At 70.4% G+C, this 26627-nt stretch carries 24 protein-coding genes; 13 read left to right on the forward strand and 11 right to left on the reverse strand.

The window, feature by feature from the left end; genetic code table 11:
* Window positions 1-51 precede the first annotated feature (51 nt).
* Window positions 52-1500, forward strand: coding sequence for an NAD(P)H-quinone dehydrogenase (locus ABD663_RS06770; protein WP_425561770.1), 1449 nt, complete (start codon window positions 52-54; stop codon window positions 1498-1500).
* Window positions 1501-1533: 33 nt separating this feature from the next.
* On the opposite strand, the gene ABD663_RS06775 is transcribed toward ABD663_RS06770, so the two are convergent.
* Both ABD663_RS06775 and ABD663_RS06780 read right to left on the reverse strand, forming a co-directional pair.
* Entirely contained in the window at window positions 1534-3306 is a 1773-nt protein-coding gene (locus ABD663_RS06775) for an acetyl/propionyl/methylcrotonyl-CoA carboxylase subunit alpha (RefSeq protein WP_344737206.1), read from the reverse strand.
* Between the two features lie 96 nt (window positions 3307-3402).
* The gene (locus ABD663_RS06780; protein ID WP_344737207.1) at window positions 3403-4086 is read right to left on the reverse strand and encodes a Maf family protein; all 684 of its coding nucleotides are present in this window, start codon (window positions 4084-4086) and stop codon (window positions 3403-3405) included.
* A gap of 23 nt (window positions 4087-4109) precedes the next feature.
* On the opposite strand from ABD663_RS06780, the gene ABD663_RS06785 reads away from it, so the two are divergent.
* Genes ABD663_RS06785 through ABD663_RS06800 form a run of 4 tightly spaced genes read left to right on the forward strand, consistent with a single transcriptional unit; the run spans window position 4110 to window position 8510 of the window.
* Window positions 4110-5465, forward strand: coding sequence for a class I SAM-dependent RNA methyltransferase (locus ABD663_RS06785; RefSeq protein ID WP_344737208.1), 1356 nt, complete (start codon window positions 4110-4112; stop codon window positions 5463-5465).
* Window positions 5466-5474: 9 nt separating this feature from the next.
* On the forward strand, window positions 5475-6152 hold the full coding sequence (locus ABD663_RS06790) for a response regulator (RefSeq protein WP_344737209.1): 678 nt from the start codon (window positions 5475-5477) through the stop codon (window positions 6150-6152).
* Window positions 6142-7389, forward strand: coding sequence for a sensor histidine kinase (locus ABD663_RS06795; protein WP_344737210.1), 1248 nt, complete (start codon window positions 6142-6144; stop codon window positions 7387-7389). Before ABD663_RS06790 ends, ABD663_RS06795 begins: the two co-directional genes overlap by 11 nt.
* Complete coding sequence (locus ABD663_RS06800; protein WP_344737211.1) at window positions 7386-8510, forward strand: hypothetical protein; 1125 nt, start codon at window positions 7386-7388, stop codon at window positions 8508-8510. The genes ABD663_RS06795 and ABD663_RS06800 overlap by 4 nt, the downstream gene beginning before the upstream one ends.
* A 192-nt stretch (window positions 8511-8702) precedes the next feature.
* Here the strand turns inward: ABD663_RS06800 and ABD663_RS06805 are convergent, their stop codons facing one another.
* Together ABD663_RS06805 and ABD663_RS06810 are read right to left on the reverse strand one after the other, a co-directional pair.
* Window positions 8703-8927: an acyl-CoA carboxylase subunit epsilon gene (locus ABD663_RS06805; protein ID WP_344737212.1), complete on the reverse strand. Its 225-nt coding sequence runs from the start codon at window positions 8925-8927 to the stop codon at window positions 8703-8705.
* Window positions 8924-10513, reverse strand: a complete 1590-nt coding sequence (locus ABD663_RS06810) for an acyl-CoA carboxylase subunit beta (RefSeq protein WP_344737213.1) — start codon at window positions 10511-10513, stop codon at window positions 8924-8926. The genes ABD663_RS06805 and ABD663_RS06810 overlap by 4 nt, the downstream gene beginning before the upstream one ends.
* A 100-nt stretch (window positions 10514-10613) precedes the next feature.
* Here ABD663_RS06810 and ABD663_RS06815 point away from each other — a divergent pair, with 100 nt between their 5' ends.
* The 7 genes from ABD663_RS06815 to ABD663_RS06845 all read left to right on the forward strand — a co-directional run bounded on the left by ABD663_RS06815 (window position 10614) and on the right by ABD663_RS06845 (window position 18112).
* Window positions 10614-11411 carry a biotin--[acetyl-CoA-carboxylase] ligase gene (locus ABD663_RS06815; protein WP_344737214.1) on the forward strand — a complete coding sequence of 266 codons (798 nt, stop codon included), beginning with the start codon at window positions 10614-10616 and terminating at the stop codon, window positions 11409-11411.
* 52 nt (window positions 11412-11463) lie between these two features.
* Window positions 11464-12021: a PH domain-containing protein gene (locus ABD663_RS06820; protein WP_344737215.1), complete on the forward strand. Its 558-nt coding sequence runs from the start codon at window positions 11464-11466 to the stop codon at window positions 12019-12021.
* Between the two features lie 131 nt (window positions 12022-12152).
* Window positions 12153-13274, forward strand: a complete 1122-nt coding sequence (locus tag ABD663_RS06825; RefSeq protein WP_344737216.1) for a 5-(carboxyamino)imidazole ribonucleotide synthase — start codon at window positions 12153-12155, stop codon at window positions 13272-13274.
* Between the two features lie 126 nt (window positions 13275-13400).
* Complete coding sequence (gene purE, locus ABD663_RS06830) at window positions 13401-13868, forward strand: 5-(carboxyamino)imidazole ribonucleotide mutase (RefSeq protein WP_344737231.1); 468 nt, start codon at window positions 13401-13403, stop codon at window positions 13866-13868.
* The gene (locus ABD663_RS06835; protein WP_344737217.1) at window positions 13865-15307 is read left to right on the forward strand and encodes an LCP family protein; all 1443 of its coding nucleotides are present in this window, start codon (window positions 13865-13867) and stop codon (window positions 15305-15307) included. The genes purE and ABD663_RS06835 overlap by 4 nt, the downstream gene beginning before the upstream one ends.
* A gap of 27 nt (window positions 15308-15334) precedes the next feature.
* Window positions 15335-16456, forward strand: coding sequence for a glycosyltransferase (locus tag ABD663_RS06840; RefSeq protein ID WP_344737218.1), 1122 nt, complete (start codon window positions 15335-15337; stop codon window positions 16454-16456).
* 102 nt (window positions 16457-16558) lie between these two features.
* The gene (locus ABD663_RS06845; protein WP_344737219.1) at window positions 16559-18112 is read left to right on the forward strand and encodes an LGFP repeat-containing protein; all 1554 of its coding nucleotides are present in this window, start codon (window positions 16559-16561) and stop codon (window positions 18110-18112) included.
* A gap of 2 nt (window positions 18113-18114) precedes the next feature.
* On the opposite strand, the gene ABD663_RS06850 is transcribed toward ABD663_RS06845, so the two are convergent.
* From ABD663_RS06850 to ABD663_RS06880, 7 genes are all read right to left on the reverse strand, one after another.
* The gene (locus tag ABD663_RS06850; RefSeq protein WP_344737220.1) at window positions 18115-19545 is read right to left on the reverse strand and encodes a Coenzyme F420 hydrogenase/dehydrogenase, beta subunit C-terminal domain; all 1431 of its coding nucleotides are present in this window, start codon (window positions 19543-19545) and stop codon (window positions 18115-18117) included.
* A gap of 9 nt (window positions 19546-19554) precedes the next feature.
* Window positions 19555-20568 carry a lysylphosphatidylglycerol synthase transmembrane domain-containing protein gene (locus ABD663_RS06855; protein WP_344737221.1) on the reverse strand — a complete coding sequence of 338 codons (1014 nt, stop codon included), beginning with the start codon at window positions 20566-20568 and terminating at the stop codon, window positions 19555-19557.
* Complete coding sequence (locus tag ABD663_RS06860; protein ID WP_344737222.1) at window positions 20565-21776, reverse strand: polysaccharide pyruvyl transferase family protein; 1212 nt, start codon at window positions 21774-21776, stop codon at window positions 20565-20567. Before ABD663_RS06860 ends, ABD663_RS06855 begins: the two co-directional genes overlap by 4 nt.
* A 71-nt stretch (window positions 21777-21847) precedes the next feature.
* On the reverse strand, window positions 21848-23269 hold the full coding sequence (locus ABD663_RS06865; protein ID WP_344737223.1) for a sugar nucleotide-binding protein: 1422 nt from the start codon (window positions 23267-23269) through the stop codon (window positions 21848-21850).
* Between the two features lie 4 nt (window positions 23270-23273).
* Window positions 23274-24272, reverse strand: a complete 999-nt coding sequence (gene rfbB / locus ABD663_RS06870; protein ID WP_344737224.1) for a dTDP-glucose 4,6-dehydratase — start codon at window positions 24270-24272, stop codon at window positions 23274-23276.
* A gap of 150 nt (window positions 24273-24422) precedes the next feature.
* On the reverse strand, window positions 24423-25385 hold the full coding sequence (locus tag ABD663_RS06875; protein WP_344737225.1) for a glycosyltransferase: 963 nt from the start codon (window positions 25383-25385) through the stop codon (window positions 24423-24425).
* The gene (locus tag ABD663_RS06880; protein ID WP_344737226.1) at window positions 25382-25582 is read right to left on the reverse strand and encodes a hypothetical protein; all 201 of its coding nucleotides are present in this window, start codon (window positions 25580-25582) and stop codon (window positions 25382-25384) included. Before ABD663_RS06880 ends, ABD663_RS06875 begins: the two co-directional genes overlap by 4 nt.
* 88 nt (window positions 25583-25670) lie before the next feature.
* Between ABD663_RS06880 and rfbA the strand changes: the two genes are divergently transcribed.
* Complete coding sequence (gene rfbA, locus ABD663_RS06885) at window positions 25671-26543, forward strand: glucose-1-phosphate thymidylyltransferase RfbA (RefSeq protein WP_344737227.1); 873 nt, start codon at window positions 25671-25673, stop codon at window positions 26541-26543.
* Window positions 26544-26627: the final 84 nt, after the last annotated feature.

A 26627-nucleotide genomic window follows, 5' to 3' on the forward strand; every position in this document is an offset into this window, starting at 1 on the left:
CGCCACGGCGGCGGTCGTGGAACCGCGTCGGATGCGGGAAGAATGGAGGACATGTCGATGAGCTTCGAGCGCACCCAGACCGTCGCGATCATCGGCGGCGGTCCCGGCGGGTACGAGGCGGCGCTGGCCGCCGCGCAACTGGGTGCCCAGGTGACCTTGGTCGAACGAGCCGGAGTCGGCGGTTCGGCGGTGATCACCGACGTCGTGCCGTCGAAGTCGCTCATCGCGACCGCCGACGCCGCGGTGGCGATCGCCGGAGCGAGCGACCTCGGCGTTCAGCTGTTCGCCCGCGGCGAGGAGGGTCGGCCGCTCACGCCGCAGGTGGCCATCAACCTGGCCGCGGTGAACAAGCGACTGCTGTCGCTGGCTCGTCAGCAGTCGGACGACATGCGTGCGTCGCTCGTCGAAGCCGGTGTGCGCATCGTGTCGGGGCACGGTCGGCTCGAGGGCCCCCGAGCCGTCATCGTGTCGACCGACGAGGGCGGCACCGACTTCGACCGCGTCGAAGCCGACACGATCGTCGTCTCGGTCGGCGCCTCGCCGCGCGAGCTGCCGAGCGCCAAGCCCGACGGCCGTCGCATCCTCACCTGGACCCAGCTGTACGACATGCGGCAGCTGCCCGAGCACCTCATCGTCGTCGGATCGGGCGTGACCGGCGCGGAGTTCGCCGGCGCGTACATGAACCTCGGGGCGAAGGTCACGCTCGTCTCGAGCCGTGACCGGGTGCTGCCCGGTGAGGACGCGGATGCCGCGGCCGTGCTCGAGCGCGTCTTCAAGCGCGGCGGCATGACCGTGCTGTCGAAGTGCCGTGCCGAGCGCGTCGAGAACACGGGCGACGGCGTCGTCGTCTCGCTCGGAGACGGCCGTACGCTCGAGGGCAGCCACTGCCTGATGGCAGTCGGATCGATTCCGAACACCGCGGGGATCGGCCTCGAGGAGGCCGGAGTGCAGACGACCGAGTCGGGTCACATCCAGGTCAACCGCGTGGCGCGCACGTCGGTGCCCAACATCTACGCCGCCGGCGACTGCACGACCTTCGTGCCGCTGGCATCCGTCGCCGCGATGCAGGGACGCACGGCCGTCTTCCACGCGTTCGGCGACGTCGTGATCCCGCTCGAGCGCCGCCGCATCACCTCGAACATCTTCACCGCACCCGAGATCGCCACGGTCGGCTGGCAGGAGAAGGACATCGCCGACGGCAAGGTCGACGGCGTCGTGCACAAGCTGCCGCTCGCCGCCAACGCCCGCGCCAAGATGATGGGCATCAAGGACGGCTTCGTGAAGCTCATCGCGCGCGAGGGCAGCGGCAGCGTCATCGGCGGCGTCATCGTGGGACCGCGCGCATCCGAGCTCATCTACCCGATCGCGATCGCCGTCGAGCGGCGCCTGACGGTCGACCAGGTCTCGCGCGTGTTCGCCGTCTACCCGTCGCTGTCGGGCAGCATCACCGATGCCGCACGGGCGATGCACGTCGTCGACCACACGGTCTACGGCGCCTGACGCGCAGCTCGATCGCCTCGATCGGCGGCGTCGTCAGGCGTTCGCGATCAGCAGCAGCTGGTGCCCCGCCGACACGGTCGTGCCCGGCTGCGCGTTGATCGCGCCGATGACGCCGTCCTTGTGGGCCTGGATGGGCTGCTCCATCTTCATCGCCTCGAGCACCACCACGAGGTCGCCCTTGACGACCTGCTGGCCCTCTTCGACGGCGACTTTGACGATCGTCGCCTGCATCGGAGAGTTGACCGCGTCGCCGGTCGCTCCGGCGACGACGGTCTGCGCGTGCGAACGGCGCGACGGAGGAACCGCGGCGGGTCGGCCGTTCGAGCCGGGGGATGCCACGACCCGGTCGGGCAGGCTCACCTCGAGCCGCCTGCCGCCGACCTCGACGACGACGGTGTGGCGAGCGTCGGCGGGCTTGGGCGCGTCGAGCTCGCCGTCCCACGGCGGGATGTCGTTGTCGAACTCGGTCTCGATCCAGCGTGTGTACACGCCGAACCGGCCGTCCTCGGCCGTGAAGGCCGGATCGCGCACGACCTTGCGGTGGAAGGGCAGCACGGTCGGCATGCCCGCGACCTCGAACTCGTCGAGGGCGCGTCGAGCGCGCTGCAGCGCCTCGTCGCGGTCGCGACCGGTGACGATGATCTTCGCGAGCAGCGAGTCGAACGCGCCCGTCACGCTGTCGCCGGCGGTGACGCCGGAGTCGAGTCGGATGCCGGGGCCGCCGAAGGTCTTGAAGACGTGGATGGGGCCGGGCTGCGGCAGGAAGTTGCGCCCGGGATCCTCGCCGTTGATCCGGAACTCGATCGAGTGGCCCTCGGGCCTCGGGTCGACGTCCGACAGCAGGCCGCCTTCGGCGAGGCGGAACTGCTCGCGCACGAGGTCGATGCCGGTGACCTCCTCCGAGACCGGATGCTCGACCTGCAGACGGGTGTTGACCTCGAGGAACGAGATCGTGCCGTCGGCGCCGATGAGGAACTCGCACGTGCCCGCGCCGACGTAGCCGACCTCCTTCAGGATCGCCTTCGACGACTCGTAGAGGATGCGGTTCTGCTCGTCGGTCAGGAACGGCGCCGGTGCCTCTTCGACGAGCTTCTGGTGGCGTCGCTGCAGCGAGCAGTCGCGCGTGGAGACGACCATGACGGTGCCGGCGGTGTCCGCGAGGCACTGCGTCTCGACGTGGCGCGGCTTGTCGAGATACTTCTCGACGAAGCACTCGCCGCGGCCGAACGCCGTGATCGCCTCGCGGGTCGCCGATTCGAACAGCTCGGCGACCTCGTCGAACTCGCGCGCGACCTTGAGGCCGCGCCCGCCGCCGCCGTACGCGGCTTTGATCGCGATCGGCAGGCCGTACTCCTGCGCGAACGCGACGACCTCGTCGACGCCTTCGACGGGGCCGGGAGTGCCGGGCGCGAGCGGAGCGCCGACCTTCTCGGCCACGTGGCGTGCGGTGACCTTGTCGCCCAAGGCCTCGATGGCCTCGGGGCTCGGTCCGATCCAGACCATCCCGGCGTCGATGACGGCGCGCGCGAAGTCGGCGTTCTCTGCGAGGAACCCGTAGCCCGGGTGCACGGCGTCCGCACCGGAGCGGCGCGCGACCGAGAGGATCTTGTCGATCGACAGGTAGGTCTCGGCGCTGGTGGCGCCGTCGAGCGCGTAGGCCTCGTCGGCGAGACGCGCGTGCATCGCATCGCGGTCCTGATCGGCGTACACCGCAACGGACGCCTTCCCGGCGTCGCGGGCGGCGCGGATCACGCGGACGGCGATTTCGCCTCGGTTGGCGACGAGAACCTTGGCGATGGGAGGCATGAAGGCCAGCCTACTCACGCGGATACCCGGACTTTTGACTGGTTGGTACAAGAACCGACCAGAAACGTGGTCGTCCGAGTACAACGCCGTGGCGCGTCAGCGGGGTGCGATCTCGGCGCTCTGCAGCGACGGGTCGACGCTGTTCCACAGCGCCGTCCACTCCGCGCCGACCTCGCGCGTGAGGCGACGCAGTGTCGACAGCGACATGCCGACCACCGTGGACGGGTCGCCCTCGACGCTCTCGATGAAGCCGGCGCCGAGGCTGTCGACGGTGAACGCCCCGGCGACCTGCAGCGGTTCGCCGGTCGCGACATACGCGTCGATCTCGGCGTCGGTCACGTCGGAGGCAAAGGTGACGGATGCCTGCGCCACCGCGTGCACCTCGACCGGCGAGGTGCCGGGCGCGGCGCGCACGACGGCGTGGCCGGAGTGCAGCACGCCGGTGCGCCCGCGCATCGCCTGCCAGCGCTGGACGGCGATCTCGGGCTTCAGCGGCTTGCCGAGCACCTCGCCGTCGAGTTCGAACATCGAGTCGCCGCCGATCACGATCCCATCGAATCCGGGGTCGTCGTCGGCCAGGCGCGCAGCGACGTCGGCGGCCTTGCGGCGGGCGAGCAGCAGGACGTGCTCGTCGGGGGCGAGCACGCGGTCCTCGGCCGCCTCGACCGCGGCGATCACGGCCTCCTCGTCGACAGCGGGCGCGATCGTCAGGGGGTGGATGCCGCACTGCCGCAGCAGCATCAGCCGGGCGGGAGAGGTCGAGGCCAGGCACACGCGCATGGCACCCACCGTATGCTCGACCAGTGGAATCCGGCGACCTCATCGATCTCGACATCACGGGCGTCGCCCACGGCGGCGTCTTCGTCGGCCGTCACGAGGGCCGTGTGGTCTTCGTGCCCGACGCCATTCCGGGGGAGCGGGTGCGGGTGCGCCTGACCGACACGTCGAAGAAGGCGTTCTGGCGCGGCGAGACGCTCGAGATCCTCGACGCCTCGCCCCATCGGCGTCCGCACGTGTGGCGGCAGGCCGATGTGGACGTTCCGCCCGACCAGCGCCCCGGGGGTGCGGACTTCGGGCACATCGACCTCGCGCACCAGCGGGCGCTGAAAGTGCAGGTGATCTCGGATGCGCTGCACCGGATCGGCGGGCTGCAGCTGACCGTCGGCCTCGAGCAGGCGCACGAGATCGCTGCTCCCGAGGGCGACGTGATCGCGGGCGAGTCGGCCGACGGCACCGGATGGCGGACGCGCGTGAGCCTGCACGTCGATGACGAGGGGCGCGTCGGGCCCTACGCCGCCCGCAGCCACCGCGTCATCCCCGTCGCGGATCTGCCGCTCGCGACCCCTGCCGTCGAGCGGGTCGCGCTGGGGGCCACCGGCGCTGCAGGGCGCATCGACCTCGTGCAGCCCGCGGACGGCCGCGTGTGCGTCATCCCGCGCCCCGAGCGCGGTCGCGGACGCCGCGGTCCCGTACGGGGGTCGACCCGCGCACACGCGGATCCCGCCCGCGAGACGGTGATCGAGACCGTGGACGGCCGCGACTTCCGTGTCGACGCCGGCGGCTTCTGGCAGGTGCACCGCCTCGCCGCCCACTCGCTGACCTCGATCGTCCGCGGTCAGCTGCGGAACCTGCGCGAAGACGGCCCGATCCCGCACACCGGGGGCGCCTTCATCGATCCGGATGCCCGCCACCTCGACCTCTACGGCGGGGTCGGCCTGTTCGCGGCGACCCTCGCCTCGCTCGCCGGGCCCGGCGCCAGGGTGACGACCGTCGAGTCGGATGCCCGCGCCACCGAGCACGCCGGTGAGAACCTCGCCGAGTGGGTCGGCGCGCGCGCCGAGACCGGCCGGGTCGACCGATGGCTCGACCGGCTGATCGCCGAGGCGTCCGTCGCCGAGCGCGAGCGGATGACACGGGGCGTCGTGCTCCTGGACCCGCCGCGGTCGGGCGCGGGCCGCGAGGTCGTGGATCGCATCGCGGCGCTCGAGCCCGAGACGGTCGTGTACGTGGCGTGCGATCCGGTCGCGCTCGCGCGCGACCTGGCGACCCTGCGGGACGCGGGGTACGAGGCGCCCGCGGTGCATGCTGTCGACCTGTTCCCCAACTCGCACCACGTCGAGGCGGTCGCCGTGCTCGGCCGCACCCGCCCCCGCGGCTAGAGTGGCCGCATGACACGGGTCGCCCTCATCGACGACCACGAGTCCGTGCGACTCGGACTCGAGGCCGCGTGCGCACGCGAGCCCGGCATGGACGTGGTCTTCTCGGGCAGCAACGTCACCGAGTACCTCGATTGGCGCGCCTTCAGCGCCTCTTCCCCCGCCGACGTCGTGGTGCTCGATCTGACGCTCGGCGACGGCACGACGGTCACCGAGAACGTGCAGCGGCTGGTCGCCGATGGGTCCAGCGTCATCATCCACAGCGTCGCCGACCGCCCGGCCGCCGTTCGCGAGGCGCTGTCCGCGGGAGCGGCCGGCGTCATCAGCAAAGCTTCGCCGATCGATGATGTCACGCATGCGATCCGCACCGTCGCCCGGGGCGAGCCGCTCAACAACGTCGAATGGGCGAGCGCCGTCGAGGGCGATCGCGATTTCGCCGACGCGCAGCTCTCGGTGCGTGAGCGCGAGGTGCTCCGTCTCTACGCGGCGGGGCTTCCGCTGAAGGTCGTGGCAGACCGGCTGGGGGTCGCCTACTCCACCGCGAAGGAGAACATCACGCGCATCCGCGTGAAGTACGTCGACGTCGGTCGTCCGGCACCGACGAAGGTCGATCTGCTGCGGCGCGCGATGGAGGACGGCATCCTCGCCGAACCGGCCGCGGATCGCGGGGGCCCGCCCCGTGGCGACTGACACCGCCACCGCGATCGTCGACAAGGCCTGGGGCCTGATCTCGCAATCGCGCGAGTCCGACGCCGGTGCCGGGTCGTTCACCCGCACGCGGGTGGAGCGGGCTCTGTCGCTCGCGGCCGCCGTGGGGTTCGTGGTTCTGGGAACGCAGTCGTTCATCGCGGCGCTCGGTGCCACCGACGAGCGCCCCGGTTGGCACCTGACGTTGATGCTCCTCGCCTTCCTTCCGCTCGGAGCCATGATCGTCGCGTGCCTCGTGGGTCGCGCGATCCGGGTGTCGGCCGGTGGCTTCGTCGTCGCGTTCACCCTGACGCTCCTGCTGTGGCCCATCGCGACCGTCGGCTCCGCCCCGGTGCCGACAGAGCAGCCGTGGATCTGGTATCAGATCAACCTCGCGACGATGGCGTCGGGGCTGGCGTTCCCGTTCGCTCTTCAGGTCGTCGCGACGATCGTGATCCCCCTGCTGTTCGGTGTGGTCCGCCTCGTCCAAGCGGGGTTCGCCGCGGAATTCTGGTTCCCGGTCGGGCTCGACGTGTCCTTCGCACTGATCCTCGGCGGCGTCCTCATCACGCTCGGCTGGATGTTCCGCTCGATGGCGACCAACGTCGACGCCACGAGGGCCCGTGCCGTCGACTCGTACGCGCGGGCGGCGGCCGCGGACGCCGCCGAGAAGGAGAGACTCGCCGTCGCGGCGCTCATGCACGACAGCGTCCTGGCGGCGCTCATCGCGGCCGCGCGAGCCGAGACGGAACGTGAGCGCACGCTCGCCGTCGCGATGGCGCGCGAGGCCCTCACGCGGCTCGCGAACGCCGAGCAGGATGCGACCGAAGGCTCGGACGAGCCGCGCAGCGGCGCGTGGATCGCCGACCAGATCGAAGCCGGTTCCGCGGAACTCGGCGGGGCGGTGACCGTCGACCGACGCACGGCCGACGGCGCAACCGACATCCCGGGCCGTGTGGCCCGTGCCCTCTCGCTCGCGGCGATGCAGGCCGTCGCGAACTCGTTGCAGCACGCCGCCGGCGAAGGGCTCGGCGTGGTGGTGCGCGGGGACGAGCGAGGCATTCGCATCGAGGTGCGTGACGAGGGGGCCGGTTTCGACCTCGAGGAGGTGCCCGAGGATCGACTGGGCATCCGCGCCTCGATCCTCGCCCGCGTCGCCGCAGTCGGTGGTACCGCCCAGGTCGACTCGGGGCCCACGGGGACGGTCGTGCGCCTCTCGTGGCGGGGGGTGGGGGCATGATCAGCGTGCGCAATGTGCTGACCGCGCTCGCGCTCGCCTTCACGGCGTATCTGGGTGCGCGCGGCCTGTGGTGGACGGAGCCGGTGCCGCAGCCGCTCGTCGTGTTCGCCACGCTCGGGCTGTACCTTGCGACGACGTGGCTCTGCATCTTCTGGGAGCAGCCGATCGTGCGGGCCGACACGGGCGAAGACGCCGCGGACGTCAGTGCGCGTGGGCCGACCGTGCTCCCGGTGTGGGGAGGCGTACTCGCCCTGGCCAGTGCCGCGATCGTCCCCAGCGCCATCGCCTACGCCGTGGGGCCCGATGCGCGCACCGCGTCGTTCGCGACGTGGTACCTCGGGGGGATCGGCGCACTCATGACCATCGTGATGGTCCGACGGCGACCGTGGGTCGCATGGATCGGCATCGTGCTGCTGGCGGTGGCGTCGATGCTGTGGATGGGGCCGGTCGACGCGCTCGCCCTCGGTCTGGTCGGCTCGGTCGTGTGGGTGGCCGTCGCCCAGCTGCTGGTGCGCTCACTGGACCGGGCAGCGCGTGACACGTCGCGTCTGGCGCAGCTGCAGCGCGCTGCCTCGGCGTGGCAGGCGGCCCAGCTCGTCCGTCGACGAGAGCGTCGGGTCCAGGTGCAGCGCGCGCTCGCGGTCGCCGGGCCGGTCCTGTCGCGCACGGTCGCCCGCGGCGGACGCCTCGACGACGAGGATCGCCGCCGTGCGCGCATCGCCGAGGGCTCGCTGCGCGACGAGATCCGTGCCCCGAAGCTGCTCGACGATGCCGTGCGCGAGCAGCTGCGCGAGGCGCGCGGCCGGGGGGCCACCGTCACCGTGCTCGACGAGGGGTGGCTGGACGGATTGGACCAGGCGTCTTTGGATTCCGTCCGCGCGCGGCTCGCCGACGCCGTGCGGGCATCGACGTCGGCGCGGCTGTTCATCCGCACGTCGCCCGACGAGCGCATCGCCGCGACCGTGGTCGGGCGCTCGGCATCGGGTCCCGGCCTGTCGGATGAGGACGTCGTCGACCTGTGGGTCGAGATCCCCCGTGCGCCTGAGAGCGACGAGGGCGACGAAGAAGGCCACGCTCCCCGCCCCGGTGGGGGAGGGGACCCGGGACGGGAAGCGGAGTGAGAGGAGGCGAGGGGCGGCGAAGCCGCCCGCCCCTCGCCTGGCGGAGCGGTTACCCGAAAACCGTCCGCACGTGGCCGGACCTGTGCTCCGAAGAGGAGCAGGCCGGCCGAACGCGAAAGCGTTCCAGCAGTTCAAGTATCCCGACCCCGCAAGAGGCCGTCTGTAGGTATTTCGGGGGACAAAGCCGCACCGTCAGACCGACGGGAAGCTCCGCCAGCCGAGCTCACGCGGCAGAGGATGCCGCAGGGTCCGCTGCGACACCGACCAGGCCGAGCGGGTCGGTGCATCGTCGGCGACCGCCGTGGCCGCCTCCTGCGCATACGCCTCGCCGACGACGGCGATGAGCGCGGCGAGCTCCTCGTCCGTGGGCTCGCCGCGCAGCACGTCGATGCGCAGGCTCGAGGCGTCGTCACTCACAGCGGGATGTTCCCGTGCTTCTTGGGCGGCAGGCTCGCCCGCTTGCCCCGCAGTCCGCGCAGGGCCTTCGCGATCGAGACCCGCGTGGCCGCCGGCTCGATGATGCCGTCGAGCTCACCTCGTTCGGCGGCCAGGAAGGGGGATGCCACGTTGTACGTGTACTCGTTGGCGAGGCGGGTGCGCACGGCCGCGACGTCCTCACCGGCCTCCTCGGCACGCTTGATCTCGCCCCGGTAGAGGATGTTGACGGCGCCTTGGCCGCCCATCACCGCGATCTCGGCAGTCGGCCATGCGAGGTTGACGTCGGCACCGAGCTGCTTCGAGCCCATGACGATGTAGGCGCCGCCATACGCCTTGCGCAGGATGACGGTGACGAGGGGGACGGTCGCCTCGGCATACGCGTAGAGCAGCTTCGCGCCGCGGCGGATGACTCCGGTCCACTCCTGATCGGTGCCCGGCAGGTAGCCCGGCACGTCGACGAGCGTGACGATCGGCACCGAGAACGCGTCGCAGAACCGCACGAAACGGCTCGCCTTCTCGCCGGCCTCGATGTTGAGGGTTCCTGCCATCTGCGAGGGCTGGTTGGCGATGATCCCCACGGTGCGACCTTCGACGCGACCGAAGCCGATGACGATGTTCGGTGCGAACAGCGGCTGCACCTCGAGGAAGTCCTCGGCGTCGACGATGTGCCGGATCACTTCGTGCATGTCGTACGGCTGGTTCGGCGAGTCGGGGATGATCGCGTTGAGCACACGGTCGGCGTCCGTCGTCTCGAACTCGAACTCGGTCTCGTAGACCGGAAGCTCGGACATGTTGTTGTCGGGGAGGAAGCCGAGGAGGGTGCGCACGTAGTCGATCGCGTCGTCCTCGTCCTCGGCGAGGTAGTGCGCGACGCCCGAGCGCGTGTTGTGGGTGTGCGCGCCGCCGAGTTCCTCCATGCCGACGTCCTCGCCGGTCACGGTCTTGATCACGTCGGGGCCGGTCACGAACATCTGGCTCGTCTTGTCCACCATGACCACGAAATCCGTCAGCGCGGGGGAGTAGACCGCCCCTCCCGCTGCGGGCCCCATGATGATCGAGATCTGGGGGATGACCCCCGATGCCGCGGTGTTGAGGCGGAAGATCTCGCCGTATTTCCCGAGGGCGACCACACCCTCCTGGATGCGGGCGCCGCCCGAGTCGAGGATGCCGACGATGGGCACCCCGCTGCGCATGGCGAACTCCATGATCTTGATGATCTTCTCGCCCGCGACCTCGCCGAGCGAGCCGCCGAACGTGGAGAAGTCCTGCGCGTAGACGGCCGTCGTGCGGCCGTGGATCGTGCCGAGACCGGTGACCACCGAGTCGCCGTAGGGCCGCGAGCGGTCCATGCCGAACGCGGTGGTGCGGTGCCGGACGTACTCGTCGAACTCGACGAACGATCCCGGATCCACCAGCAGTTCGATGCGCTCGCGGGCGGTGAGCTTGCCCTTCGCGTGCTGCTTTTCCTGCGCGGTCTTCTCGGCGTCGACGACCGCCTCCTGGAAGCGGGCGCGCAGGTCGGCGATCTTGCCGGCGGTGGTGGACAGGTCGGGCTGGTCGGTCACGGCTCCCAGCCTATCTGCGCGACCTGCGACGGCGTTGGAGGGTTCGCACAACGGCGTGCGGCATCCGCTGTCGCCCAGCGCGGGGCGTAGGGTGAGCATCATGCCGATCCCCGATGAAGGCTACCCGCGCCTGGCCGCCGTGAGCCCCCGGGTGCAGGTGGTCGCCACCACCGACTCGACGAACGCCGACGTGATGGGTCTCGCCGCGGGCGACCCGCTCGGGTGGCCTCACCTCTCGCTGGTGCTGACCGACGACCAGCGCGCCGGCCGGGGTCGACTCGATCGCAGCTGGACGACACCGGCGGGCACCGCCCTCGCGGTCTCGGTGGTCACGCGCGTGCCCGAGGTGCCCTCGAGCGCCCGCGGCTGGATCCCGCTGGCGGCGGGGGCGGCGATGACCCGGGCGATCGCGCGGCAGCTGCGCGGATCGGGCCGGACTGCGGCGCTGAAGTGGCCCAACGACGTGCTGCTGGACGGCCGCAAGATCAGCGGCATCCTGTGCGAGACCACCGCGGACGACCCCGACATGATCGTCGTCGGCGTCGGGGTGAACACGCGGATGACCGTCGGCGATCTTCCCGTCGACACCGCGGTCTCGTTCGCGGCGGTCGGCCTCGAGGCGGACGACGACCGGATGCTCGCGGACTTCGTCGCAGGCCTCGGCGAGCGCGTCGCGGCCCTCGGCGCCGCGCGGGGCGACGCCGTCGCCGCCGGCGTCGCCGGAGAGGTCGAGGCGGTGTGCGCGACGCTCGGCCGTGACGTGAGGGTCGCGCTCCCGGGTGGCTCAGCGCTCGAAGGCCGCGCCGACCGGCTCGACGGCGACGGGCGCCTCGTGGTCATCGCCCCCGACGGCGCGGTGACGGCCGTGTCGGCCGGCGACGTCGTGCACGTGCGCTGACCCTCCGCGTTTCGGGACGGCCGTGTCGGCGACCCACCGACACAATGGAGGCATGACCCAGCCGCAGCCGTTCGCGAGCAGACCGCTCATGCCGGCTCCGGGTTCGCCCGCGCAGCCGGAGCTGCGCGTCGCGCGCTTCCGCGGGCACGCGCGACGACTCTTCTGGTGCGCGCTGGTGCTGGTCGCGATCGCCGGCGCGTGCGGATACTTCTACGGCAATCTGCCGGCCCCGTTCGAGAACTGGATGCTGTTGACCGTGGCCGCGGTGCTGGTCTTCCTGCTCGTGCTGCTGCCGTTCCTGGCGTGGTGGTCGCACGTGTACACGATCACGACACGTCGGGTGATCGAGCGCCGGGGGATCTTCGTGGCCCGTCGCCGGGAGCTCGCCCACGTGCGCGGCTACACGATCCAGGTGCGCCGCGGCCTTCTGCAGCGCATGTGGCGTGCGGGCACCCTCGTGCTCTCGAACGGCGTCGATCCGCCCCTGCGTCTGGCGAACGTGCCGAGCGTCGAGCTCGTGTACGAGGCGCTGGTCGACCAGGTCGAGGTGAACCAGATCCTCGCCCATCGCGACGGTCAGCCGCTGCCGCCCGCACCTCCCTCGCCCTGACCGCGCCCGGTCTCGGTGCCGAGCGGACGGGATTGCACGCCGATGACCGGCGTGTCGCGTGCAAACCTGTCCGTCGACATCGGGGCGACCGTGCCGGTAGGGGATGATGGAGGGCGGACGGAAGGAGCGGCATGGCGCTGCGTGTGGGAGTGGTCGGCGGTGGGCAGCTCGCCCGGATGATGATCGCACCCGCGGTCGAGCTCGGAGTCGAGCTGCGTGTGCTCGCCGAGGCCGAGGGCATGGCCGCGTCGGCGGCCGCGACCGCCGTCGGCGACTACCGCGACGCGGAGACCGTCGTCGCGTTCGCCCGCGATGTCGACGTGCTCACCTTCGACCACGAGCACGTCCCGCAGGAGGTGCTCGCCGCCTTAGTCGATGCCGGCATTCCGGTGCGCCCCGGCCCCGGTCCGCTGCGCTTCGCACAGGACAAGCTCGCGATGCGCGCACGCCTCGCCGAGCTCGGGATGCCGCAGCCCGACTGGGCCGCGGTCGCCGGAGCCGACGACCTCGGCGCCTTCCTCGCCGCGCACGGTGGCCGCGCGGTCGTCAAGACGCCGCGTGGTGGCTACGACGGCAAAGGCGTGCGCGTCGTGCGCGATCCCGATGACGCGGCCGACTGGTTCGAGGCCGCGCAGGGCGCGCCGCTGCTCGTCGAGGAGCTCGTGGACTTCTCGCGCGAGCTGGCCCAGCAGGTCGCCCGCCGGCCGTCCGGCCAGATGCGCGCATATCCCGTGGTCGAGACCGTCCAGCGCGACGGAGTGTGCGCCGAGGTCATCGCGCCGGCGCCCCACGGAGGAGACCGGCTGTCGGCCGTGGCGGCATCCATCGGCACCGCGATCGCCGAAGGGCTCGACGTGACCGGGATGCTCGCGGTCGAGATGTTCGAGACGACCGATGAGCGACTGCTCGTCAACGAGCTCGCGATGCGCCCGCACAACAGCGGGCACTGGTCGCAGGAGGGTGCGGTGACGAGCCAGTTCGAGCAGCACCTCCGTGCCGTGCTCGACCTGCCGCTCGGGACGGCCGAACCGGTGGCGCCGTGGACGGTGATGGTCAACATCCTCGGTGGTCCCGAGGTCGGCGACATCGACGGACGCTTCGCGGGGGTCATGAGCGAGCATCCGAGCGCGAAGATCCACACCTACGGCAAAGCGTCGCGACCCGGACGCAAGGTCGGCCACGTCAACGTCTCGGGCTTCGACCTCGACGACGTCGCGTACGAGGCGCGCGCCGCGGCATCCCACTTCGACTGAGTGCTCGACGGGGTGGTGGTGGGTGACGGACGCGTGCCGTTGCGGGCAACTCGCAGGGTCGCGGCCTAGCCTGGACGGGTGACCCGGCCGCTGCACTCCTCCGACGCGCCGCTGGTCGGCGTCGTCATGGGCTCCGACTCCGACTGGCGCGTCATGAGCGACGCCTCGCAGGCTCTCACCGACTTCGGTGTGCCGCACGAGGTCGAGGTCGTCTCGGCGCACCGCACGCCCGACAGACTCGTGCAGTACGGGCGGGAGGCCCGGGCCCGCGGCATCCGCGTGATCATCGCAGGCGCCGGCGGAGCAGCCCACCTTCCCGGGATGCTCGCATCGCTGACCGCGCTCCCCGTCATCGGCGTCCCCGTGCCGCTGGCCACCCTCGACGGGATGGACTCGCTGCTGAGCATCGTGCAGATGCCCGCGGGGATCCCCGTCGCCACGGTGTCGATCGGCGGTGCGAAGAACGCCGGCATCCTGGCTGCCCGCATCCTGGGCACCGCGGATGCGGCTCTCGGTGATCGCGTCGAGGAGTACGCCCGCGCCCTCGAGGCGCAGGTCGAGGAGAAGAACCGGCGGCTGAAGGAGTCGCTGTGAGCGTCGCTTCGCCACCGCGACCGGCGGCGCCCGCCATCCCGCGCCAACTCGTCGAGGAGCGGCCCCTCCGGCATCCCGACGCGCGGTCGCCTGAGATGATGACCCGTCGGGGTTGGTGGCTGGTCGTCATGAACTTCCTGCTGCCCGGCTCTGCACAGGTGCTCGCCGGCAACCGGCGTCTCGGTCGGTTCGGCCTCGGCGCGACGCTGGCGATGTGGGTGCTCGTGATCCTCGCGGCGCTCACCGCGATGCTCTGGCAGACCGTCTTCATCACGATCGTCACGAACTGGTTCGCGCTGACGGCCGTCCAGATCCTGCTCGCCGGATACGCCGTGCTCTGGGTCGTGCTCACGATCGACACCCTGCGCCTGGTGCGCCTCGTGCGCACCGGCCCGATCGCCCGCTTCGGCATCGCGCTGCTGGCGGTCGTGCTCCTGGTCATCTCGGGCGGCGCGGCGGCCTACGCCGCGATGGTGGCGGGTACGGCGCGGGACACGCTCGGTGCGATCTTCGGAGCGAGCGGGCCGCCGGTCGAGCCGTCCGACGGCTACTACAACATCCTGCTGCTGGGTGCCGACAGCGGCGAAGGCCGCGACTCCATGCGCTTCGACTCGATCTCGGTCGTCTCGGTCAACGCGACCACCGGGGCGACGACGATCACCGGCATCCCCCGCGACATGCCGCACTTCCCGTTCTCCGAAGGACCGATGCTCGAGCGGTACCCCGATGGCCATCAGGGTCACGCCGACGCGACGTGCGGCTGGGGGAGCGGCATCAACCAGCTGCGCACCGAGGTCGAGGTGTGCCAGGACGGCGATCTGCTGTACCCGGATGCCCGCGCCCAGGGCTCCTCGCCGGGGGTCGAAGCCACCAAGGATGCCGCCGAGGGCATCCTCGGCATCGAGATCCCGTATTACGTGTTCATCGACATGCACGGTTTCGCGTCGCTGATCGATGCGCTCGGCGGCGTGGACATCACGGTCGAGGAGCGCCTGCCCAAGGGCGGCGGACCGTCGTACGACGGTCAGCCGGCCGAGGACTGGGCGATCGGGTGGATCGAGCCCGGCGCGCAGCACATGGACGGCGACACCGCACAGTGGTACGCCCGATCGCGGTACACGACCGACGACTTCGACCGCATGAAGCGGCAGCGTCAGCTGCAGCAGGCGATTCTCGCGCAGTTCACGCCGCAGACCGTGCTGACCCGGTTCCAGGATGTCGCGACGGCCGGCGCCGACATCGTCGAGACCGACCTGCCGACCTCGTTCATCCCCTTCCTCGCCGACCTGGCGATCAAGGCCCAGGAGGAGCCGGTCTCGACGATCGAGCTGACCCCCGAAGGGGGGATCGAGGAGGACGACCCCGACTACGCGTTCATCCACGAGCTGGTGCGGGCGACGCTGCATCCGCCCACCCCGACCGCCGAGCCCGCCGGATGACCACGGCGACGCGGTGAGGCCTACGACATGACTGCGATCCTGCGTGTGATGCTCGACCAGCTGGTCGCGCCGACCGAGGCTGCGCTCGCCGAGGCGTCGGACCAGCTCGCGCGCGCCCTGATCGCGGGCGCACCGACCGCGTGCGAGGTCGAGGGGATCGTGCCCGCCGGCGGCCCGGCGGATCTCGCCATCGCGGGTCTGGCCGGGGTGCGGCGCACCGCGCTGCCGCGTCGCGAGCTCGCGACGGCGCTGCAGCTCGGCATCGGAACAGGCATCGGCGGCGGCATGATCCACTCGCCGACCCTGTTCGCCCCGCTCGTGCGGCACGACCGGGTGCACGACAACGACCAGACCGTGGTGACGATCTGGGACCTGCGACCGTGGGAGTCGCCCGACGAGCTTCCACGGAGCGTGGTGGCCTGGCACAAGGCGATGCTCAAGCGGGCCGCCAAGCATGCCGATGCGGTCGTCGTGCCTGCCCACGCGATCGCCGAGCGCCTCGCCGAGCAGGCGAAGCTGTCGGGGCGCATCCGGGTGATCGCCGGCGCCGCCCCGACGGGATTCGCGGTGCCGACAGACGAGATCGGCCGTCGGCGCGACCTCGGACTCCCCGAGGGCTTCCTGATGCTGGCGGGCGGGCCGATGCCCGCAGATCGCCTGAGCACCGGGTTCGGCGCGATCGCGGCGGGCGGCGCCGACGTGCCGGTCGTCGTGATCGACGTCGAGGAGGGGCATGAGCCGGCGGTCGCCGAGCTCGCGGCCTCGGCCGGCATCCCGGAGCGCAGAGTCCATGTGCGGGGTGCACTGGACGCGCCCGATCGGGCCGCGGTGTACGGTGCCGCACTCGCGTTCCTCGCGCCGGCTGTGCGCACGGCCTTCCCCTGGCGCATCGTCGAGGCGCTGACGCTCGGGGTGCCGACGATCGCGGTCGACACACCGGTCAATGCCGAACTGGTCGTCGACGGCGGGGTGCTCGTCGCCGGTCGAGACGAGGCATCCGTCGTCGACGGCATGGCCGCGGCGCTCGCCGAGGGGCTGGCGTCGGCCGCGGCCGCAGAGCGGCTCGCCGTGCTCGCCGCCGATCGGGGTCGCACCTTCTCGTGGAGCGAGGCCGCCGATCGGGTGTGGCAGCTTCACGCGGATCTCTAGAACGTCACCTGGATCACCGCGAGTCCGCCGAGAGCGGCGCGTCGCATCCCCGGCAGGCGCCGAAGTGTTGTACTCATCCGTCACATCCGTCACACTGTTCACATGGCGACGCCCGCTCACCGACCCTCGCGCGTGCTCGCGCGGATCGCGGCCGTGTGGGCCGCTGTACTCGCGCTCACACTGTCGGTCGCGATCGCACCTGCGGGCGCCGCCGGATCGGTGAGCCCGGGGACAGCGCCCGCAACCGTCGCGGCACCGGGGTCGGCGAGCTTCGCGGCCACGGCCGATCTGACCGGCTTCGACCCGGGCTACATCATCAGCGACGCGGTCTTCTTCGACAAGTCGTCGATGACCGAGTCCCAGATCCAGTCGTTCCTGCAGTCGAAGGTCTCGTCGTGCCAGAGCGGCTACACGTGTCTGAAGGACAAGTACGACACGTCGCGCAGTACGAGCGCCGACGCGATGTGCGGCGCCTATTCGGGCGGCGCGCGCGAGCGCGCCTCGCGCATCATCTACAAGGTCGCCCAGGCGTGCGGAATCAATCCGCAGGTGATCCTGGCGACGCTGCAGAAAGAGCAGGGTCTGGTCACCCACACGGCACCGAGCGAGTGGCGCTACACGATCGCGATGGGGCAGGGCTGCCCCGACACCGCAGCGTGCGACACGCGGTACTACGGGTTCTTCAACCAGGTGTACGGCGCCGCGTGGCAGTTCAAGCGCTATGCCAACCCGCCCGGCACCAGCCAGTACTTCACGTGGTACGCACCCGGGAAGACGTGGAACATCCTGTACCACCCGAACCGCGCCTGCGGCTCTTCGCCGGTGTATGTGCGCAACCAGGCGACGTCGAACCTGTACTACTACACGCCCTACCAGCCGAACGCCGCCGCCCTGCGCGCCGGGTACGCCGAGGGCGACGGATGCTCGAGCTACGGCAACCGCAACTTCTACAACTACTTCACCGACTGGTTCGGCAGCACGAACTCGACGGGTTCGATCCCCGATTCGCGCATCCGCGCCAAGTGGGTGGAGCTCGGTGGCGTGTCCGGACCCGGCGACGTCGTGGGAACGACCAAGAAGGTCAGCGCGAACGGTGGCGGTGTCTATCAGGAGTTCGACAACGGGATCATCTACGCGACATCGAAGGCGGTGACCTATCGCGGTCGCACCAGCGCCATCAGCGTCGCCTACCTCAACTCCGGCGGCCCGTCCGGACCGTGGGGCTGGCCCGCCGACGACGGGGAGTGCATCGACGGCATCTGCATCGTCGACTTCCAGTACGACGCCGTGTGGTATCGATCAGGCGTCACAACGGTCGGGATCCCGGTCGAGGAGCCGATCGCATCGGCATGGGCGAACCGCGGCGGCAGGGAGTCGTCGGGTCACCCGGTGCGCTTCCCGGTATCCGTCGATGCGAACGGCGGCGGGGTGGTGCAGGAGTTCTCGTCGGGGATCTTCTATTCGACCGGTGCGGGTGTGACGTATCGGGCGCGCAGCAGTGCGATCACGCGGGCGTATCTCGCGGCGGGTGGGCCGACGGGGTCGTGGGGGTGGCCGGTCGATGACGGGTCGTGTTCGGGCGGGGTGTGCACGGTCCAGTTCACGCATGTGATCGTCGACTACTCGAGGGGCGTCGTCACGGTGCGCGAACGCTGAGTTCAGGTGCCGGTGGAGCGCGTTCGCGCGCGCGACAGAATGCTGCGCACGAACGAGTTCCGCACGAAACGCGAGCGCGCCAGCCACGGGGCGTAGATCGTCAGGCGCCCCATCACGGGGCCCAGGTCGGTCAGCACGTAGGCGTTCACCTTCGGCCGCATGACCCGCATGAACGCGCGCAGCGATCCCGCCTCGCGCGCGGCCGCGAACGCGGTGTGGCTCGTGCGGCTGAGGGCGCGGCGCTGCCGGATGAGCGACCGGCGCTTGGCCCCGACGCGCTCGGCATCCGGCTGCACGCGCTTGAGCGGAACCCAGCGGCCCTCCGCGATGTCATCGGCGAGACGCACCGCCAGGCCGTCGCGTCGGTGACGGAAATTCCCTGCCTGGCTCTTCGCCGCCTCGTCGGGCGACAGCGGCCAGACGCGCACCGCACCGGAGTCTTCGCCGGCATCCAGGATCTCCTGCAGTCGCGGTGACCGGGTGATCACCACATTCGTGCCGCGCCAGTCCTGCCGGAAGCCTTCGAGCCAGGCGTCCCCGAGTACCACATCGGCGGTCTCGGCGAAGATGTCGTCGCAGAAGTCGCACGCTCCCAGCTGGAACATCGCGTGGCCCCAATTGGCGCCGAACAGGCGACGATTCGGTTTCGACGCCCACTCCGCGCGACCGCGACGTCGCGCCGCGAAGCTGTAGTCCTGCGCGTCACGATGCGGGTGCTTCACCCGGAAGTCGACTTCGGCGAGCTGATCCGGTGCGACACCGACCTGCCACGCGAGCAGCTGGGCGAACGCGTCGGTCTTGAGGTGTCCGCATACCAGACCCACGAAGTACACGAGCTGATCGGCGAGGGCGGGGCGCTCGCGCACCAAGTGGCGTGCGCCGGTGATGAAGCAGGGCACGCCGACGATCGCATAGCGACGTCCGTCGCCTTCGATACGGCTCACCGCATCGGCGAAGGAGGTCGCGTAGTAGGCCGACTTGCGGTTGCCGAGCACGGCGTCCATATCGTACGAGACGCGGTAGCCGAACAGGTCGTCCTCGTTGCGGCCGACGTGGATCACGCCGTCCACGTCGCCCTCCGCCAGCAGCCGGCCGACGAACCAGCTGGTCATGCCACCCGACGAGCTGTCGATCACGTAGTCGTCAGAGGCGACCTGGGCGGCCGACACCTTGAGGAACCGCCCGATCCGCTCGTCGTGGTCCAGTGAGGGCGGGAAGACCTCGGCGGAGACCGCATCCTCGTCGGGCGAGTCCCGGGCGAAAGGACACACACGGGACGCGATCGCCTTGTCGGACTCGGAAGCTCCCGCCGTGGACGCCTGCCGAGCACCGTAGCGAGTGAGCGTGATCGGGATGCGACCGGAGGTCGCCACCGAGCACGCACCGCACCCCGAGCATGCGCCGCCGGCGAGGACATCATCGATCGAGGGCATCGTCCCAGGCTACCGGTTGGGTGTCGGCGGATCGGGAAGGTGCGTGTCCTCGCCGCGGAGCAGCGTGAGCAGCTTCGTGACACCGACGAAGACGAAGTCGACCGCGATCGACCACACCCGGATCAACAGGGTCACGAGGACGGCGACCGACGCCGGCATGATGAGCGTCAGCAGGGCGATCAGGATCACTTCGCGGACGCCGAGTCCACCGGGTGCGAAGACGGCGATCATCGACACGGCACTCGCCAGGGCGTTCGCCGCGACGATGAACAGCAGCTGCGACGCGTCGAGGTCCGAGTGGATCGAGCGGGCGAGCAGGAAGACCGACACTCCCGTGAGCACCGTGCTCACGGCGAACATCCAGAAGCCCTGGCCGATCGCGCCCCACGTGGGCAGATCCTCATCGCCGAGCTCGCGCTTGCGCACCTTCCGGTAGGCGAACTTCGCGAGTCCGTTGAACAGGGGCGGCCACAGTGCGACCACGCAACCGACGGCCACGATGCCCATCGTGATCCTGATGCCGGGGGTGACGAAGTCGAGTCGAGGATCCACCATCAGCAGGACGATCCCGACCAGGAGCATCACCAGGATCTGCAGCCCCGCTTCGAGGAAGGAGCTGACGGCGAGCTTGCTCTTGGAGACGCCCTCGCGCGACGCGAAGTAGATCTTGCCGAGGATCCACGCGGCCGAGCCCGGGATGTACCGGCCGAGCCACGCCTTGGCGTAGGCATGGGCCAGGAGCGGGATGCTGGTGAAGTGCCGCGCGCCGAGTCGCCGCAGCAGGACGAGCCAGATCGTGACGAGCCAGAACCGGGACACGAGGGCGACCACGGTCGCGAACACGACCATCCACCAGTCGAAGCTGATCGTCGCCACCTGGGCCCAGTCGATCTGGGTGAGGATCCACGCCAGCGACACGGCGAGCAGGCCGTAGAACACGATCGGGATGCTGCGCACCAGCACCCGCCGCCAGCGGGGACGCGCCGGTCGCTCCGGCTCGTCGGGGATCTGCGGATCGCTCACGCGTCGAGCCGGTCCAGGATGCGGGTGATGTTGCGCCGCGACTCGGCGACGACCTCATCGTGGTGGGAGCGGATCGCCGCCGCCCGGACGTCGCGTTCGTCCATGATGCGGACGATGTCGGCGCTGAGCTCTTCGCGCAGCGGCCGCCGCCCGTCGACCACGAGGTCGCCCTGGCCGAACGAGTCCATGATCCCCTGCGTCTTGTGGCTGTACGAGAGGGCCACGACGGGAACGCCCTGCGACAGCGCGCCCATGTTCGCGTGCATCCGCGCGCCGAGCACGACGTGGCATCGCGCGATGACGCCCTTGAGCACCGGCGGAGCGATCTCGCCCTCGAGGTTCGTGTGATCGAGCGTGAGCATCGCGGCGACCTCCCGGGCGACGATGCGGTCGTCGTGCCGAGTCGCCGGGCCGGTGACGTGCGGGATCAACACGATGTGGACGTCCTCGCCGTGCAGCGCCGTGTTCACCGATTCGGCGATGGCGTGCGCGAACGACGCGCCCGGGTGCGCGGACTCGTACCGCTGCTTGAGGATCGGGCTGACCGACAGACCGATGAGCCGCTTGTCGGTGGGCACACCGGCTGCTTCGAGGACCTCTGCGGCGCCGGCGGTGTCGGGCTGGAGCAGGAAGGAGACGTCCGCGGTCGTCTCCATCCGAAGACCCAGGCCCGCGACCCGCTCGCGGGTCACGTCTTCGCGGATCGTGATGTCGGCGGCGCGGCGCAGGATCCACTTCGCGATCGGCTTGAGGCGCGAGAACGGGCCGATCGACTGCGCGCAGATCACGTACGGCGTGCGCAGCCAGCGCGCCATGATCAGCGGGATGAAGTGGCTGAAGCCGACGAGGAAGCCGTAGTCCTCGGTGAGCATGTCGCCGCTGAGGTCGACGACGAGGTCGGCGGATTCGGTCCAGCGCAGCTCATCGGTGAACAGCAGGGCGTCGGCACGAATGCCGAAGGCGCGGTTGAGGACGCCCCAGAGGCCGGCGGCGGCGAGGCTCACCGGGAACAGACGTGAGCGGCGGACGCTGGCGACGACGAGGCGGTCGGGGTAGGCGGCGACATCGAAGGACGGCGACGGCGACGCGATCGCCACACGGATGTCATCGCCCAGCGCGGCTTCGAGTTCGGTGGAGACGACGAGCTGCATGGTGGCATCGCCCTTGTTGTGAGCACTCGCGGTGCCGGTGAGCAGAACCTTCTTCACGTGGTGGTCTCCTCGGACGCCGCCCGCGGGCGCGCGTGTCTGTCTCGTGCTTGTTCGGGGTGGTGTCGGGCTCACTGTGCGGCGTCGGCCGCGAGGTAGTCGTCGAGCGACTCCAGCATGGGAGCGGGGGTGAAACCCGTGCGGGTGATCTTCGCCAGGTCGAGCATGCTGCGGCGCGGGCGAGGGGCGTGGACGCCCTCGCTTCCGGCGTAGTAGTCGTCGGTGCTGATCGGCGTGACGCGGTTCGGGTCGGCGCCGGTCGCGCTGTAGACGCGGCGGGCGATATCGTACCAGGTCGCCTCCTCGCCGCCGCCGGTCAGGTTGTACACGCCGTACTCAGCTCCCACGTCGAGCAGGTGTCGGATGCCGCGCGCGATGTCGCGCGTGAAAGACAGCCGGCCGACTTGATCGTCGACGACCGCCGGGTCGACTCCCCGCTGCGCGAGCGACGCCATCGTCCGCACGAAGTTGCGGCCCTCGCCGATGACCCAGGACGTGCGCACGATGTAGTGGCGGGGCGCGGTGGCGACGACGGCGTCGGCTGCAGCCTTGGTCTGCCCGTACACGCCGAGCGGACTCACCGGATCCTCCTCGGTGTACGGCGTCGCCTTCGTCCCATCGAAGACGTAGTCGCTCGAGACGTGGACGAGGGTGACACCGGCCTCCGTCGCGATGCGGGTCAGCGCCGCCACGCCCGCGACGTTCGCGGCCCAGGCGGCGGCGCGTCCATCGGGCGTCTCGGCGACGTCGACCGCCGTATACGCGGCCGCGTTCACGATCACACCGTAGTCGCGCCATCGTCGTGCGCCCTCGAGGTCGGCTGCGGCCAGATCGAGCTCATCGCGCGTGGTGTACTCGATCGACGGATGCTCGCCGAACTCCGCGCGCAGCGCGCGACCGAGCTGGCCGTTGGCGCCGATGACGAGCGTCTTGCGGGGGCCCATGGGGACGACATCGGCGAGCCGCGGATGCGCGCGGTCCTTCGGCGAGATCTCGACCTCGGTCAGCGGGATCGGCCAGTCGATCGCGGCAGTCTCGTCGGCGAGGTTCAGGAACGTGTAGTCGGCGTCGGGCGACCAGTGGTCGTTCACGAGATAGACGTAGGCGGTGTCGGGCGCGAGGGTCTGATACGCGTTGCCGACACCGCGCGGGACGAAGATCGCCGTGGACGGATCGAGTTCGGCGGTGAACACCGTCCCGAATGTCGGTCCTTCACGCAGGTCCACCCACGCTCCGAAGATCCGCCCCGTCGCGACCGACACCCACTTGTCCCACGGCTCGGCGTGGATGCCGCGGGTGGTGCCGACGGCGTCGTTGAACGAGATGTTGTTCTGCACGGGGCCGAAGTCGGGCAGCCCGGCGGCCCGCATCTTCTCTCGCTGCCAGTTCTCCTTGAACCATCCCCGCGCATCGCCGTGCACCGGCAGATCCCACAGGACCAGTCCCGGGATCGAGGTCTCGGCGGCGCCGAGCGCCTTGCCGTACTCCGTCATGCCCTCACTGCCCCTTCGCGGCGTAGAACGCCTCGGTGGCGTCCTTGGCCGGTGCCCACCAGGGCTCGTGGGACAGGTACCACTCGATGGTCGCCGCCAGGCCCGCCTCGAAGTCCGGGTAGCGGGGAGCCCAGCCCAGCTCGGTGCGCAGCTTCGTCGAATCGATCGCGTAGCGCAGGTCGTGGCCTGCACGGTCGGTGACGTGGTCGTAGGCGTCCGCCGGTCGGCCCATCAGCGTGAGGATCAACTCGACGACGTCCTTGTTGCTCTTCTCGCCGTCGGCGCCGATGAGGTACGTCTCTCCGATGGCACCGCGATCCAGGATCGTCAAGACGGCGGAGGAGTGATCGTCGGCGTGGATCCAGTCCCGCACGTTCTCGCCCGCGCCGTAGAGCTTGGGTCGTGTTCCCCGCGCGACGTTCGTGATCTGCCGAGGAATGAACTTCTCGACGTGCTGATACGGGCCGTAGTTGTTCGAGCAGTTCGAGATGGTCGCCTGAACGCCGAACGAGCGCACCCAGGCGCGCACGAGCAGGTCGCTGCCGGCCTTGGTCGACGAATACGGCGATGAGGGGTTGTAGGGCGTGGTCTCGGTGAATCGTGCGGGATCGTCGAGTTCGAGGTCGCCGTAGACCTCGTCGGTCGAGATGTGGTGGAGTCGCCGGCCGTGCCGTCGAGCGGCCTCGAGCAGCGTGTAGGTGCCGATGATGTTGGTGTCGAGGAACGGCCGCGGGTCGTGCAGTGAATTGTCGTTGTGGCTCTCGGCCGCGTAGTGGACGACGGCGTCGACGTCGGCGAACAGTTCGTCCACGACGCGGGGGTCGGCGATGTCGCCCTGGACGAAGCGGAACCGGTCGGTCGGGAGCCCCTCGAGCGAGGCGAGATTGCCCGCGTAGGTGAGCTTGTCGAGCACGGTGACGTGGTCGTCAGTGTGGTCGATCACGTGGTGGACGAAGTTGGAGCCGATGAACCCGGCGCCGCCGGTGACGAGCAGCTTGCGCATCCCTCCAGCGTAGTCGCGCTGTCTGCGCCTTCACTGAGCCCGGAAGAGCTCGAGATACCGCTGCGAGACCAGCTGTGGGCGCCGGGCCTGCGCGTAGGCACGCGCGGCGGCACGCGCGTCCGGCCGGGCGAGCAGGTCGTCCTGCGCGACTCACAGCGACGCCGCGAACCGAGCGTCGTCGTCGTCGACGCGGGCGATCCACCGCTCGTCGGCGAGGTATTCCGTCCCGGGGATGCCGCGGACGATCGACGGTGTTCCGAACGTCGCCGCCAGAAGGAGCACGCTCATGTTCAGGCCGCGCCGGTACGGCAGCACCACCAGGTCGGACGCAGCGAACCACAGCTGCACCTCGTCGTCGGGCACGCGGTCCCGATGCCGCGTGAGCCATGGCCGGGGGTGCAGCATCCGATCCACCTCGTCCGGGGAGTACCCAGGACCGGTCGCCCCGGCGACGAGCAGTCGCCGACGAGGGTCATCGAACCGGTCGAAGGCGTCGACGACCGACTCCACCCCCTTGTAGGGGCGGATGAGTCCGAAGAACAGGGTCGCGACATCGTCGGGGTCGAGGCCCAGCCGCTCTCTCGCCTCGGCGCGCGTGACCGTGTCGTCGAACTCGCCGAGGTAGCGGGGGTGATCGATCGTGACGGTGCGCGCCGGATCCAGTGCGCACAACGGCGCCATGAGCGTCGGGGTCGCCGGATTCATGATCACGATCGCGTGGGCCGCCTCCGCGAGCGCGCGGCAGAGGATGACCTCGGGAGCGAAGTGGTGGAGCTCGTGCGGGAGCACGTTGTGGACGCTCCACACGAGCCGCCCGCCGTCGGCGAGGAACGCGCGGATCGCGGTGACCGCTTCGTCCACGGCACGCGCCGAGTCCGCGATCGACGGCGACGCCTGCGAGATCGGCGCCGTCCAATTCAGGTGGAGCACGCACCGTCCGCCGTCGCGGCGGACGGCGGCGGCTGCCGCGGCCAGTTCGCCGATCCTCTCCAGCGGGAGGACGCGGCCGCCGGCCGCGGAGAACGCCGAGTACACGACCCGCTGCCACGGGTTGTCGGGATAGTCCGGATACGCGAGCACCGTGGTGACCGGCGCGCCGTCGTGCGGACTCATCGCCCGAGAATCCGCAGCACGCGCGCGAGCAGACGGTAGGGCCGGCGGGCCAGCAGCGACCGCATCTCGTCGTTCTCCCGTGCGAGCGTCGCGCAGCGCGCGGAGAGCTCGCGGTTCAGCGCGCTGAAGTCCGCGAGGGCGCGGTCGAGCAGTGTGGGTTCGTCGGGGAGGGGGAGGGAGCGCTCGGTGCCGGGCACGGACGAAGTCTACGGCCGAGGACGCCAGGTTTCCCCCTGCGCCGTGGGTGGTTTTGCCCGACCGGTGCGATCGGCGAGACTGGTACCCATGCGCGGAGTCATTCTCGCGGGTGGTACGGGTTCCCGTCTGCACCCGATCACCCTCGGCACGTCCAAGCAGCTCGTGCCCGTCTACGACAAGCCGATGGTCTACTACCCGCTGTCGACCCTGCTGCTGGCGGGCATCCGCGATGTCCTCGTCATCACGACGCCGCACGACTCGGACCAGTTCCAGCGGCTGCTGGGCGACGGGTCGCAATTCGGGGTCAGCATCACCTACAAGACCCAGCCGTCGCCCGATGGTCTGGCCCAGGCGTTCATCCTCGGCGAGGAGCACATCGGCTCCGAGACGGTCGCGCTCGTCCTGGGCGACAACATCTTCTACGGCCCGGGGCTCGGCACGCGGCTGCGGCAGTACAACGACCTCTCCGGCGGCGTCGTCTTCGGCTACTGGGTCGATGACCCCACGGCGTACGGCGTCGTGGAGTTCGACGCAGACGGGCGAGTGGTGTCCTTCGAAGAGAAGCCGGCCGCCCCCCGCAGCCACTACGCGGTGCCCGGCCTGTACTTCTACGACAACGACGTGGTCGAGATCGCGAAGTCGCTCACCCCCTCGCCGCGCGGAGAACTCGAGATCACCGACGTCAACAAGGCGTATCTCGAGCGCGGCGATCTCAAGGTCGAGATCCTGCCTCGGGGTACCGCGTGGCTGGACACCGGCACATTCGACTCGCTCAGCGAGGCGACCGAGTTCATCCGCACCGTGCAGAAGCGCCAGGGGCTGTCGATCGGCTGCCCCGAAGAGGTGGCGTGGCGCATGGGATTCCTCACAGACGACGAACTGCGTGCCCGGGCCGAGCCGCTGATGAAGAGCGGGTACGGTGCCTACCTCCTCTCGGCGCTCGAGCAGGGTCTGCGCTGACCACGGTGGAGCCGGGCGCGGTGGGTGCGGTTCCGGCGGTGTTTCCGGTGGGGGGTCGCCGGTTGGTGGTGTACGTGGTGTACG

The organism is Microbacterium awajiense, assembly GCF_039536545.1.
GTDB classification, from domain to species: Bacteria; Actinomycetota; Actinomycetes; order Actinomycetales; family Microbacteriaceae; genus Microbacterium; species Microbacterium awajiense.